Genomic DNA, 13622 nt, shown 5'->3' with positions numbered 1-13622 from the left:
GTTGATTCGTGGTTTTTTATTTTTATCTACAATAGAAAACTATTTCAAGCTTCCCACCATATCTTCAGGCTTTACCCAAGCGTCAAAATCTTCAGGAGTAACATAACCTAGACGTACTGATTCTTCTTTTAGAGTTGTTCCGTTTTTGTGGGCTGTCTGGGCGATTTCTGCGGCTTTGTAATATCCTATTTTAGTATTTAAAGCTGTAACCAACATCAATGAATTGTCTACCAATTCTTTGATTCTGGTGTAGTTTGGTTCGATTCCTTGCGCACAATGTTCATCGAAAGAAATACAAGCATCTCCTAACAAACGAGCTGATTGCAAGAAGTTGGCTGCCATTAAAGGTTTGAAAACGTTCAATTCATAGTGACCTTGGGTTCCGCCGATAGTGATCGTTACATCGTTCCCCATCACTTGGGCACAAACCATTGTCAACGCCTCACATTGTGTAGGATTTACTTTTCCTGGCATGATAGAAGAACCCGGTTCGTTTTCTGGAATTAAGATTTCACCAATTCCTGAACGCGGTCCTGAAGCCATCATCCTTACATCGTTTGCAATTTTATTCAATGAAACGGCCAATTGTTTCAAAGCGCCGTGTGTTTCCACAATGGCATCGTGTGCGGCCAAAGCCTCGAATTTATTTGGAGCGGTAACGAATGGATGACCTGTGAATTTTGCAATGTATTCGGCCACTTTAACGTCATAACCTGCTGGAGTGTTCAAACCAGTTCCAACAGCAGTTCCGCCTAAAGCTACCTCTGAAAGGTGGGCCAATGTATTTTTTAATGCTTTAAGACCGTAGTTCAATTGTGCTACATAGCCAGAAATCTCTTGGCCTAAAGTTAGGGGAGTGGCATCCATTAAATGCGTCCTTCCTATTTTCACTACGTTTTTGAAAGCTTCTGCTTTTGCTTGAAGCGTATCTCTTAATTTTTCAACACCCGGAATTGTAACTTCCACAACCGCCTTGTAGGCAGCAATGTGCATTCCTGTAGGGTAGGTGTCGTTTGAAGATTGCGATTTGTTTACGTCGTCGTTGGCTTTGATGAATTGTTCGCCTTCGCCAATTTTGTGTCCGGCCAACACTTGCGCTCTGTTGGCCACCACTTCGTTTACATTCATATTGCTCTGTGTTCCAGAACCAGTCTGCCAGATGACCAATGGAAATTCATCGTCAAGCTTTCCTGCCAAGATTTCATCGCAAACGGCAGCGATCGCATCTCTTTTCTCGATTGGTAAAACACCTAGATCACAATTTGCGTAAGCGGCTGCTTTCTTTAAATAAGCAAAACCTTCGATGATTTCTTTTGGCATTGATGCCGACGGACCAATTTTGAAGTTGTTTCTTGAACGTTCTGTTTGAGCTCCCCAGTATTTCTCTGCAGGAACTTTAACTTCACCCATCGTGTCTTTTTCAATTCTGTATTCCATTGTGTATATGTTTGTTGTTTGTTATTTATAAATATTGATTTTTTCAAAATCAGCCCAAAAATAAGGATTATAAGTAGGTTTAAAAAATGATTTATAAATTATTTTGGCTGTTTTTATTGGTCAAAAGCAGAATTCCGCTTATCTTTGGCAGGTATACAAAAAAATCCGGAAAACATGTTTGAATTTCAACAGTATTTAGGTTTTATCCTCTTTCTAACCATCTTAACCACTGGTTTTTGGTTGATGATTTTCTTGGTAGGTTTCGTTCAATATTGGATTGGCGGTGCTATCATTGAACTTGTCAAAGAAAAGAGAGCTAAAAAAAGAGAGCAGGCAATTTAATATTGTTTGTTTTTAAGAAAAAGGAAGCCAATTGGCTTCCTTTTTTTATTATTAAACTAAACCATTAAGGGATTAAGTTTCGTTAAGGCTTGATTTTGTTAACTGTCTTTATGGTTCAAGAATACATTTATTTTAATTGATCCAATAAACTCTTGCTTGAAGGAAGTTCGTAGATTTCCAAATCGAAATACACTACCGAAGCAATGATGTGGTCGAAAATATCAGCCATCACGTATTCATAATTGATCCACGTCTTATCGCTAGAAAAGGCATAAATTTCCAAGGGAACACCAAATTCATTCGATTGAAGCTGACGGCACATCATGATCATGTCCTTATTCAAACCTGGATGTTGCTCTAAATATTGGTTGATGTATTTTCTAAACAGACCAAAATTCGTGAGGTTTCTTCCGTTAATGGAAAGCGTCTTGTCGATATTATTGGTATGATTGTATTTCTGGATGTCGTTTTGTCTTTTGTCGATGTAATCGCTTACCAACTGGATTTTTTTGAGTTCGATCAGTTCTGATTCCTGTAAAAATCGGATGCTGTTGGCCTTGATCAAAACGTGCCTTTTGATCCTTCTTCCATCAGAATTGAACATGCCGCGCCAGTTTTTAAAAGAATCCGAAATCAAGCTGTAGGTTGGAATTGTGGATGTAGTCTTGTCAAAATTACGGACCTTTACAGTTGCCAAGTTGATCTCGATAACATCGCCATCGGCACCAAATTTCTCCATCGTAATCCAGTCGCCAATTCGCACCATATCGTTTACCGAAACCTGAATACTGGCGATAAAACCTAATATGGTATCACGGAAAATCAAGATGACAATCGCTGAAATTGCACCAAAGGTTGTCAGTAATGTCTTGGCTTGGATGTCGAACAAATACAAGATTATCGTTACCACACCGAATGTCCACAGAACAATCATGATTACCTGGATGTAGCTGTCAATCGGCTTGTCGCTGTATCTTGGCTGTTGTTTTAGATAATCCTGAAGGGCATTAAAAATGGTTCGGATGATCCACAAAACCAATATTACAATGTAGATGCCCACTAATTTCCCAAAAACACCTTCCCAATAGACAAAATTCTTAAGGATAATAGGAACGGCTTTGTATATGAAAAGCAACGGAATCAAATGGGCGATGTACTTGGCCGTTTTGTTTGAAACCAATAGATCGTCGAAGCGTGTATTGGTTTTTCGAGCAATCAGTATCATTGCAGTTACCAATGTAAATCTGAAAACCAAATAAATGGCATACGAAAGGAAACAAAGCAAGACAATATCGATGCACAAACTGAAATAGGAGGCAAGGGTATCGTTAAATTCCCATCCCTTCAAAAGCTTGTACGTCCAACCGAAGATATTTTCTGCTATTTCACGCATTGTTTATAGGTATTTTTTCTCTACATAAAAAGTTCCAAAAGGAAGAACTGAAGCTATTGCAATGATTCCAAATTTCTTCCAGCTCCAATCCAATTCAAATTTCAACATAGTGGCTAAAATCAAATAAGCAATAAACAAAACACCGTGTCCCATCCCGATTGGAAACAATAATGTTTTGTAAAGTTCCATGTTGTTAGGCTTGATAAAAAGCATATTTGCGAATAAAGCTAAGTAAGAAACACCTTCTAAGATAGCAACGATTTTAAAAAATTTAAGCATTTGTATTTAAGTTATTTATGTTTACTGATTTATTGTTTTTGTTTAATAGTATAAAACCTAAAACACCTCCGATTGTTGAAGCGATAAAGATACCCAATTTCGCCTGTACTTCGTATTCAGGATTATCGAAGGCTAAGTTAGTAACGAAAAGCGACATGGTAAAACCAATCGATGCCAATAATCCGATTCCGAATAATTGTCTGTGGTTTACGTTCGTAGGCAAGGTTGCTAATTTTAGCTTAATCATAAGTGCAGAAACGCCGAAAACGCCAATCACTTTGCCGACAATCAACCCTAGAATAATTCCAATTGTTACCACACTTGTAGCTTGTTCGATCACATCGCTTGAGAAAGTAACTCCCGCATTTGCCAAAGCGAAAATAGGCATGACGATAAAACTTACGAAAGGATGCATTTTGTGTTCCAGTTTTTGCAAAGATTCTATTGGAATTGTGAAGGCAACTAAAACAGCTGCAATCGTAGCATGAACACCCGATAGGAGGAAAGGCAACCAAACGCCAAAAATTCCGATAATTGCATAGAAAAATGTATTTCTGATTCCGAAAGCCTTACCGCATAATAAGAAAAGAACAAAGCCGATTCCGGTGAAAAGCATTGGAAAATTGATCTCTGCGGTATAGAAAAACGCAATCACCAAAACAGCTCCCAAATCATCTACAATTGCCAAAGCGGTAAGAAAGACTTTTAGAGAAGTTGGAATTTTATCTCCCAATAAATACAAAACGCCCAGTGCAAAAGCAATGTCCGTCGCCATCGGGATTCCCCAACCGTGCGAAGATTCGGTTCCATAATTGAATAGCAAATAAATCAATGCAGGGAAAATCATTCCGCCAAGCGCACCAACAATAGGCAACAGTGCTTTTTTAGGATTTGATAATTCGCCGACAATAAGTTCTCTTTTTAATTCCAAACCCACTACAAAAAAGAAAATCGCCATCAATCCGTCGTTTACCCAATGATGGAGCGAAAGATTCAAATAAGTGGTATCATCAAATGAACATCCAATTTTGTGTTCCCAAATGTGATGGTACCAATCAGAGAGAGGAGAATTTGCCAAAACAATGGCTACAATTGCAGAAACAAACAGAACGATTCCGCCAGTGGTCGATTTACTGATGAAATTATTAACGGGATTAATAATCCATCGATCGGCGGGGGTCGTTTTTAAATCACTGTTCATTCATTGTTTTTTGGAAATGACAAAATTAAGTATTATCATTGGTTTAAATAGTACGAAAACGTTAATGATTTCTTTAAAAATCAAATGAGCAAACGCGATTTAAAAAAATATTTGGCTTCGTTGGACAAGCAACAAGTGGAAGAACAATTGCTGGAATTGTATGATAAATTCAGCGATGTTAAAGTCTTTTATGATTTTGTTTTTAATCCGAAAGAAGAAAAGCTGATTCAAGAAGCGAAAGTTAAAATCTCCAATGAATATTTTCCAACCAAAAGCAAGCGTCCAAAACTCAGACGTTCAGTGGCACAAAAAATCATCAAGCATTTTTTGGTTTTGGGTGTGGATGCTTTTGCCGTAGCCGATATCATGCTCTATACGATAGAAGTGGCTATGAAATATTCGGCCAAGCGGGAAGTTCGGTATGCCTCTTTTTTCAAGAGTATTCAGAATTCTTATGAGCAAGTCGTGCATTACTGTATTGCAAATGGAATTGTTGGTGATTATAAAAAACGTCTTTTGGATGTTTCCGATGAAGTTAAAAGGCAGAAATGGGATAATTATTACGAATTTGAGTTCATAAAAGAGCAATTGGATTAAATTCTTAAAAATAACTTTAAAATAGCCGGATAACTCTTTTTTAGATGTATTTTTGCAAAAATCCCCCAAAAGTACAATGCTTTACAAAGACGCAGAACTGGAAATCGAAGACAAAAAACAATTATATGCCTACCAAAAAGTAGATATTGATGCTATTTTTGACAGGATGGCCAATACGCCTTCCAATTATCATTTGTTGTATCAACTGCCTACTGGCGGAGGTAAGACAGTAATCTTCTCCGAAATTGTACGTCGTTATCTAGCAGAACACGACAAGAAAGTTGTGGTCTTGACACACCGAATTGAACTTTGCAAGCAGACTTCAAAAATGCTTAAAAACTTTGGTGTAAAGAACAAAGTCATCAACAGCAAAATTAAAAAATTGCAGGACCAGGAAGAATACTCTTGTTTTGTAGCGATGGTTGAAACCTTGAAAAACCGTTTGAACGATGAATTGCTTGAAATCGAAAACATAGGTCTGGTGATTATTGATGAAGCGCATTACAATTCCTTCAGAAAGCTGTTCGGATCTTTTAAAAACTCCTTCATACTTGGCGTTACAGCAACTCCTTTGAGCTCGAACATCAAGATGCCTATGAATGAAAATTATAGTGAATTGATTGTAGGAGATACAATTTCATCCTTAATTGACAATGGTTTTTTGGCAAAAGCCACCACTTACAGCTACGACGTTGGTTTGACTTCGCTAAAAGTAGGTATCAACGGGGATTATACCGTAAAGTCATCTGATGATTTGTATTCGAATATGGTGATGCAGGAAAAACTATTGCACGCTTATACGGAGAAATCGCTAGGGAAGAAGACCTTGATTTTCAATAACGGAATCCACACTTCCTTATATGTATATGAAACCTTCAGGGAAGCCGGTTACGGCATTCGCCATTTGGACAACACCAATAGTCCAGAAGAAAGAAAGGAAATATTGAGCTGGTTCAAGAAAACGCCAGATGCAATCCTCACTTCTGTCGGAATTCTCACCACTGGTTTTGATGAGCCAACTGTGGAGACCATTATCCTGAACCGTGCAACAAAATCGCTGACCTTGTATTTCCAAATGATTGGCCGTGGTTCCAGAAAATTAGAAAATAAAGATTCTTTTTCTGTGATCGATTTAGGAAACAATGCAGCGCGTTTCGGTCTCTGGAGCGATCCTATCAATTGGCAGCACATCTTTAAATCGCCCGACTTTTACCTTGAAAACCTTCGTGCCGATACTGAAATTGAAATGCATTTCAAGTACCAGATGTCACCTGAATTGAGGGCAAAATTTCCTAATACTGAAGTCGTTACTTTTGATGTGGATGAAGAGCATAAGATTGCCATTTCCCAAAACCTGCGTTCGAAAGTTGTCTTGGACAAATCCTTAGACCAACATGCAACAATGTGTGTTTACAATACCGAAACACTCAACGAAGCCCGACTACTTTCGAAGGAATTGCACGACGATATTGAATGCCGCATCAGACGTTATTCAAAATGCCTGAGCCAATGCAGTAAGAATTACCGTGAATGGCTGGTGGAAGACTACAAGCAAAAACTTACGCTGATGATTGGTAAAAAATACCGCGAAAAAATCTTCAACGAGGATTAGTTTCTGGAGCAGCACTTAAGGCATTTGTTTACGCCATATTCCCGATTTCCGCTCTATCTCGTTCGTACCTCACGAGGATGCCGCTTCTCCCGAAGCTTCGGGACGGGGCTAAAGGAACACTTTAGGTATTCTTTAATCTTAGTTCGCCATCATTGTAATTTCTATTTCTTGATAGTACTTTTTCCAATCGTTAAAACCAAGAGTGCCAACGAAGAAGAAGCAAGCAAGATAACCGTAATCGGTATCATAGAATCCTTTACAAAAATACCAACAGCAATTGAAGCAAGGGAACCCAGTACCATCTGTGAAGCACCCATCATTGCCGACGCACTTCCCGCATTTCTTTCAAAAGGAGCCAATGCAAGTCCGGCTGTATTGGGATTGGACAATCCCAAACAAGATAAAAACAAGAAAAACATCGCGATGATGCCGTATAAATTAAAAACATCGTTCATCACTCCGACAAGGAAAATGACACTAATAATTGACTGAGCAATCAGTGCTACACGAATCAGTTGTTCGCTTGTATATTTCTTTAAAAGCATTGAATTCAATTGGCTTGAGCCTATGAAACTCACAGAGAGTAATGCAAAAATCCATCCATAGGTTTTTTCATCGACTTTATATATGTCCATAAAAATCATTGGAGAAGCCGCCACGTATGTAAATAAACCTGCAAAAGCGACTGCTCCAGTAAATGCGTAGGTATAAAATTGTGGTTCTTTTATCACCATTAAAAAGTTTTTCACTATTGGTTTTGGCTTTAAGGAAATCGTAGGATCTGGTTTGTATTCACTCGGAAGTGCAAATTTTACAGCCAATAAAATTGCAATTCCCATAAGCGTAAGGATTGTAAAGACAGTGTGCCATCCAAAATCTGCAATTACATAACCTCCAATTGTGGGTGCCAACATCGGCGAAAGCCCAAGAACGAGCATTAGTTTTGCAAATACTTTTGGTGTTTCGCTAACCGGAAATAAATCACGAACCATTGTCATTGCGGCAACCGAAGCACCACAACTTCCAACAGCTTGTATAAAACGGAGTGCTATAAATCCATCAATATCGGTTACAAACACACAGGAAAGCGATGCTAGGATATAAACCAAAAGCCCTATGTACAAAGGTTTTTTTCTTCCAAAGCGGTCCAATAGTGGTCCATACAACAGTTGTCCGGCAGAAATTCCAATAAAATAGCTTGATAAGGTAAGCGAAACATTATTTACAGTCGTGTTCAAATCTTTTGCAATAGCACTGAATCCGGGAAGATACATGTCAATAGAAAAAGGGCCGAGGGCCGTCAAGCAACCCAATACAAGGATTAGCGAAAGCTGTTTTTGTTTTGTCATATATAGGAAAGGAAATTTTGAGAGTGCAAATATAGTTATTGCAAAATTCGATTTAGAATTATATACAACTTTGTGAGTTTTGATTCGATAATTGAGAATTTTTCGATGTAAATCTAATGTTGTAATTTATTATTGCCGAAAAAGAGGTGATTATCTTAATTATAAGATAAAAACACATCATTTTTGAAGACCCTATTTCTTTTTTTTCTAACTTTAATAAGTGAAATCTTTAGATCTTAATTAATTAAAAATCAATGTAAAAGATTTCTAATTTAATCCAAATTATATGAAAATAGTAATAGTCGGAGGAGGTTTTGCAGGCATCAATTTGGCAAAAGAACTCGGAAACGTAAAAGGAATTGAGGTTACCTTAATAGACAAGAACAATTATAATTTTTTCCCCCCTTTAATCTATCAAGTTGCTACTGCTTTTTTGGAGCCTTCAAGCATCAGTTATCCTTTCAGGAAATTTTTTGCTGGCAAGAAGAATCTCAATTTTCGCCTTGGTGAAGTTACAAGAGTGGACCAGGAGCAAAATATCGTTTATCTAAATAATGGTGAATTGCATTATGATCATCTGGTTTTTGCCACTGGAGCCGAAACCAATTATTTTGGGATGGAAAACGTGAAGAAGAATGCCATTCCGATGAAAAACATCAATGATGCCATTGAGATGCGAAACAAGTTGCTTCAAAATATGGAAAAAGCGGCGATTTGCAAAGATACGCGTGAAAGAAGAAAATTGCTTACCATTGTCGTAGCCGGAGGTGGGCCAACAGGAGTGGAGGTTTCGGGGATGTTTGCTGAGATGAGAAAAGGTCCGATTTTAAAAGAATACCCGGAGCTAGCAACATCAGCCAGCAATATTTATTTGGTTGACGGAGGAGATGCACTCCTTTCACCAATGAGCAAGGAGTCGCAACAAGATACTTATAATGCGTTGACCAAAATGGGCGTTGTAGTAAAACTGAACACCAGGGTTACTGATTTTGATGGAGATACCGTTTTCTTTGCAAATGGCGAAAAAATAGATACAAAAAACCTCATTTGGGCGGCAGGAGTTTCGGCCAAAGAATTTGAAGGAATTGCTCCGGAAAGTTACGGAAGAGGGAAGAGGCTCGCTACGGATGAATTCAATAAAATTCAACATACTAGAAATATTTATGCGATTGGTGATACTTGTATTCAATTGACCGATAAGGATTTTCCTGTAGGACACCCTCAAGTTGCGCAAGTAGCCATTCAGCAAGGGAAAAACTTGGCAAATAATTTCATTTCGATCTTAAAAAGCAAACCATTGAAGCCTTTCAAATACAATGATAAAGGATCGATGGCAATTATTGGAAAAAATAAAGCCGTAGTTGATATCCCAAAACCGAAATTGCATTTCAAAGGCTTCATTGCCTGGGTAGTATGGCTGTTTATTCATCTGTTTTCATTGATTACTTATCGAAACCAGTTGCAAACCTTTTATAATTGGATGGTAGCTTATTTTGCGAAAGACCAATCTTTCAGAATGATCATCAGGCCTGAAAAGCGCTCTAAAAATACTGATGCAAAAGTGTGAATTGTATAATGTTTTACTGAAATGTTGTAATATGGGTTACTAAGTTATTTAGAAATTTGTAGTCGTATATTTATTTGTATACCTGACAATATAGATTGATGCAAGTGTTAAAACCACGAAAAGTGGAGTAGTTGATAATATTTACTACTCCACTTTTTTATTGGTTATCATCCGAATTTATTAAATGATTCACTATTAAAGAATTACTGATTTTTTTTTAATTTCAGAATTTGTAACTTTTCTAGCGAAGTTCAGTGCATTACAAAATATAAGCATCAATCATCTGTGAAACAAAAAAAATGTATATATTTATACAACCAAAAACACTCCCAATTTAATGAAACTATATGTAAAATATGATATCAATCTGGCCTGCAGGATAATTATGCAGGAACAGTTGGAACGATTAGGAATCAAATACGCGCTTTTAGAGTTTGGCGAAATCGAAATCAGCGATTCTGTTTCGGATGAAAGTTTTACGGAACTTCAGAACAGCCTTGAACGCTACGGTATTGAAATCATCAACAATCAAAAAAGTCAATTGGTTCAAAGAATCAAGGATACGATAATTGAAATGATTTATGAGAAGGACAAGCTTCCAACATCTACAATTTCGAATTATTTGGCTGATAAGCTGAATCTGAGTTATGGCTATATTGCGAACGTTTTTTCGGAATACACCTATACTTCGATTGAAAACTTTATCATCATCCAAAAAATAGAGAGAGCCAAGAAGCTTATTGTAGAAGATGGATTGACCTTAACGGAAGTTTCCTATAAGCTGAACTACAGCAGTGTAGCCTATCTATCGGCACAATTTAAAAAAGTAACAGGATTGACGCCTTCGATGTTCAAGAGAATTGTGGACAGACGTAGAAGCTTAAACCAATAATATTAAATTTCAGAAGAAATGAATTCGGACAGTTCACAAATGAGAATACTTTTAGCGGAGGATGATGAAGACGACCGTCTTTTCTTCAACGATGCTATCAACGAATTGAAAATGAACAACAGATTGACGATCTTTAAAGATGGACGTGATTTGATGGATTATTTAAACCATCCCGAAACTACTTTATTGCCCCATATATTGTTCCTGGATTTGAACATGCCTTGCAAAACTGGAGCAGAATGTTTGCAAGAAATACGTGCCAATCCTAAATTCAAAGATTTAACCATTGCCATTTATTCTACTTCATCATCTGAAAAAGATATCGAGGAGACCTTTATTGGCGGTGCAAACATCTATATCAAAAAACCAAACGATTTCTCAAAGCTTAAAAAAGTAATCAAGGATGTGGTGAATATGAATTGGCAATATCACACCTCCGGACTAAACAAAGAAACTTTTTTCTTGAGCATATAAACGCATAAATGAAATTCCTGAAACAAAATAAATACGTCTTTTTATTAAGGATTGCTTTAGGAATTTCAATTATTGCAATCGGTTATCTTACTACGATGTTCTTTTTCCAGATGAAAGATCTGGATTCCTCTTTTCAATCCATTGAAAATACAAATGCAACTCAAAATGAGTTGGAGAATCTTTTTTCCATCCTGAAAGAAGACGAAATCAAACTTTCAAATTTAATCATAGCGGATGATATTGCCTTTTCCAAAGGGATTTTCAGTAGGGAAGAGGCCATTGTTGCAATTGTGGATTTAAAACAACTTTCGCAAGACAAGACGTTTTTTTATCAAAGTATTCTCAACCTGGAATCATTGGTAAACAGAAAATATGCTTTGTTTGAAGAAATCGTAACGCTTTCAAAGACAATCCCTTTCGATAAAGAGGTATTCAAAGACAAGCTTTTTGAAAACAAAAAATTCAATGATAACCTCTACCGTTTTCTGGAAGATGATATCAAGCCTAACTTGGCTGGCTTAAAACTGCAAAATGAAAATTATGCCGAGAAGATTGCTTCTGCAAGAAAAACAGTCTTTATTCTGGCAGTGGTTTCGATCCTAATTTTTCTTTTGTCATACAGCAAAATGAACGACAATTTATTGATTGTTAAGCGAATAAATGATGATTTGAAGTTGCTGAACGAAACCTTCAACAATGCTGAGAAAATTGCAGGCTTCGGATATTGGAAGGTAAATATGGAAACTAACGAATATACTTTTTCGGATAATCTCTACAGGCTTTTAGAACAAGACCAGAAAAACTTCAAACCAAATTTTGAAAATTTTGTAAAATATATCCATCCGGATGATTTGGAGTATGTGGTAAAAACAGACAAAAATTCAATAGAAAACCAGATTCCGACCTCCATATTGTATCGTTATATTTTGCCTTCAGGCGGATTAAAATATGTTATTTCTACCGCAAATTTCAGAACAAATAATAAAGAAGAAGTCTTTAAAATTGGTGTAATACATGATGTTACGGAACAATTCAAGAAAACTTTCGAATTGGAAGAGAACAACAAAAAATTGATTGCAATCAATGCAGAATTGGAATCATTCAATAACATTGCAAGCCACGATTTGCAGGAGCCTTTGCGTAAAATACAAATGTTTATTTCCCGAATCGAGGCAAATGATTTGAAAGCAATTTCAGATACTGGAAAAGGATATTTTGATAAGATAAAACTTTCGGCCAACAGAATGCAAAATCTGATGATTGATCTGGTGAATTATACAAGGACGGTCAAAAGCGATAAAATATTTGTCAGGATTGATCTAAATCAAGTTTTAAAGAATGTTTTGGAAGAATTGGAGATCAATATTCAGGAAACCAACGCAAAAATTACCTTTAAAGAACTTCCGGAAATTTTTGGTACAAAGTTTCAAATACAGCAATTATTTGTAAATCTGATTTCAAATTCTTTGAAATATACAAAACCAGAAATAAATCCAGAAATACAAATTAATACTGAGGAATCATTTGTTGATGATTTAAAAGATGCTGTAAATGAAATGTCTGATAAAATAATCACCAGTAAGGATTATCATAAAATTATTGTGAGCGATAACGGCATTGGATTTAATCAGGAATATTCCCAAAGAATTTTTCAGCTTTTCAGACGTCTCGAAACAGAAATCACTTATACTGGAACTGGTTTAGGATTGGCCATCTGCAAAAAAACGGTTGAAAATCACAATGGCTTTATTAAAGCTGAAGGTTATCCAAATATTGGAGCCAAATTTATCATTTATCTGCCTAAAGAGCTTTGATTTTAAACCTTTACATTTGAATTATAATTTATATTATGTAAAATAGAATATTTTATTAATAGAAGGTTCTTTTCATTTGTACATATAAAAAAAGCACCACTATCTGTGGTGCCTTAGAATTTGCTTATTTATTATGTTTTACTTTACTCTTATTGGAATATCCCAATTGTCCCAGCTTAAAGTGATGTTGTCTTTATTGATCTTGTAAACCAGCTTTTCAGTTTTAGTACTTGTAGCAACAGGTTTTACACCTACACGCAAAACATCGTCTTTTTCATTATAACCATTTGTACCTTTCAAACCGGTCGCACTGTTGAAAATAATTGTTGCAACATCTTTTTGTGGAACAATAAAAACCGAATATTTACCCGCTGGTAAAATTTTTCCTTCTACAGTCAAATCCTTATCTGTTTCTATTGTAGTGGCTTCATTAGCTCCAGCTCTCCAAATTTTTCCAAAAGGAACCAATCCGCCCCATATTTCTCTACCTTTTACAGAAGGACTTCCGTAGTTTATTGTTACAGCAGCTCCTTTAATCTTTCCTTGAACGGTTTCTGCCGGACTCGCTTTTTTTTCCTGAGCCCCAGCGATTACTGCTGTCATCGTAAACAATACAGCGCAAATTTTGTCTTTTAATCTCATAGTGTTGTTATTTAATTAATATG

13 protein-coding genes are annotated in these 13622 nt (G+C 36.5%); 7 read left to right on the top strand and 6 right to left on the bottom strand.

The window, feature by feature from the left end; translation table 11 throughout:
• Positions 1-39 precede the first annotated feature (39 nt).
• The gene (fumC, locus tag ACI6PS_RS10475; RefSeq protein WP_421012520.1) at positions 40-1437 is read right to left on the bottom strand and encodes a class II fumarate hydratase; all 1398 of its coding nucleotides are present in this window, start codon (positions 1435-1437) and stop codon (positions 40-42) included.
• A 174-nt stretch (positions 1438-1611) separates the two neighbouring features.
• Between fumC and ACI6PS_RS10470 the strand changes: the two genes are divergently transcribed.
• Complete coding sequence (locus ACI6PS_RS10470; RefSeq protein ID WP_421012519.1) at positions 1612-1779, top strand: hypothetical protein; 168 nt, start codon at positions 1612-1614, stop codon at positions 1777-1779.
• A gap of 127 nt (positions 1780-1906) precedes the next feature.
• Here the strand turns inward: ACI6PS_RS10470 and ACI6PS_RS10465 are convergent, their stop codons facing one another.
• The 3 genes from ACI6PS_RS10465 to nhaA are packed head-to-tail and all read right to left on the bottom strand — an operon-like array spanning position 1907 to position 4652.
• Positions 1907-3172: a mechanosensitive ion channel family protein gene (locus ACI6PS_RS10465; RefSeq protein WP_421012518.1), complete on the bottom strand. Its 1266-nt coding sequence runs from the start codon at positions 3170-3172 to the stop codon at positions 1907-1909.
• Between the two features lie 3 nt (positions 3173-3175).
• Entirely contained in the window at positions 3176-3451 is a 276-nt protein-coding gene (locus ACI6PS_RS10460) for a DUF3817 domain-containing protein (RefSeq protein WP_421012517.1), read from the bottom strand.
• A complete protein-coding gene (gene nhaA, locus ACI6PS_RS10455; RefSeq protein ID WP_421012516.1) occupies positions 3444-4652 on the bottom strand; it encodes a Na+/H+ antiporter NhaA in 1209 nt (402 codons plus the stop codon). The genes ACI6PS_RS10460 and nhaA overlap by 8 nt, the downstream gene beginning before the upstream one ends.
• A gap of 84 nt (positions 4653-4736) precedes the next feature.
• On the opposite strand from nhaA, the gene ACI6PS_RS10450 reads away from it, so the two are divergent.
• Both ACI6PS_RS10450 and ACI6PS_RS10445 read left to right on the top strand, forming a co-directional pair.
• Positions 4737-5249 (top strand): DUF6155 family protein, encoded by a 513-nt coding sequence (locus ACI6PS_RS10450; RefSeq protein WP_421012515.1) that lies wholly within the window; start codon positions 4737-4739, stop codon positions 5247-5249.
• A 76-nt stretch (positions 5250-5325) separates the two neighbouring features.
• Positions 5326-6861 (top strand): DEAD/DEAH box helicase, encoded by a 1536-nt coding sequence (locus tag ACI6PS_RS10445; RefSeq protein WP_421012514.1) that lies wholly within the window; start codon positions 5326-5328, stop codon positions 6859-6861.
• 161 nt (positions 6862-7022) lie between these two features.
• On the opposite strand, the gene ACI6PS_RS10440 is transcribed toward ACI6PS_RS10445, so the two are convergent.
• Positions 7023-8210 carry a multidrug effflux MFS transporter gene (locus tag ACI6PS_RS10440; RefSeq protein ID WP_421012513.1) on the bottom strand — a complete coding sequence of 396 codons (1188 nt, stop codon included), beginning with the start codon at positions 8208-8210 and terminating at the stop codon, positions 7023-7025.
• 286 nt (positions 8211-8496) lie between these two features.
• Here ACI6PS_RS10440 and ACI6PS_RS10435 point away from each other — a divergent pair, with 286 nt between their 5' ends.
• The 4 genes from ACI6PS_RS10435 (at position 8497) to ACI6PS_RS10420 (ending at position 12957) form a co-directional block, all read left to right on the top strand.
• Complete coding sequence (locus ACI6PS_RS10435; protein ID WP_421012512.1) at positions 8497-9777, top strand: NAD(P)/FAD-dependent oxidoreductase; 1281 nt, start codon at positions 8497-8499, stop codon at positions 9775-9777.
• Positions 9778-10114: 337 nt separating this feature from the next.
• Positions 10115-10669 (top strand): helix-turn-helix domain-containing protein, encoded by a 555-nt coding sequence (locus tag ACI6PS_RS10430; protein ID WP_421012511.1) that lies wholly within the window; start codon positions 10115-10117, stop codon positions 10667-10669.
• A gap of 39 nt (positions 10670-10708) precedes the next feature.
• Entirely contained in the window at positions 10709-11143 is a 435-nt protein-coding gene (locus ACI6PS_RS10425; RefSeq protein WP_421012510.1) for a response regulator, read from the top strand.
• 8 nt (positions 11144-11151) lie between these two features.
• Complete coding sequence (locus tag ACI6PS_RS10420; RefSeq protein WP_421012509.1) at positions 11152-12957, top strand: sensor histidine kinase; 1806 nt, start codon at positions 11152-11154, stop codon at positions 12955-12957.
• Between the two features lie 138 nt (positions 12958-13095).
• Here the strand turns inward: ACI6PS_RS10420 and ACI6PS_RS10415 are convergent, their stop codons facing one another.
• Positions 13096-13599, bottom strand: coding sequence for a DUF2911 domain-containing protein (locus ACI6PS_RS10415; RefSeq protein ID WP_421012508.1), 504 nt, complete (start codon positions 13597-13599; stop codon positions 13096-13098).
• Between the last annotated feature and the right edge of the window lie 23 nt (positions 13600-13622).

Origin of the sequence: Flavobacterium sp. PLA-1-15 (assembly GCF_049060005.1) — a bacterium.
Classification (GTDB): domain Bacteria; phylum Bacteroidota; class Bacteroidia; order Flavobacteriales; family Flavobacteriaceae; genus Flavobacterium.
Note: the sequence above shows the minus strand (reverse complement) of the source record. Positions and strands in the feature narration are given on the sequence as shown.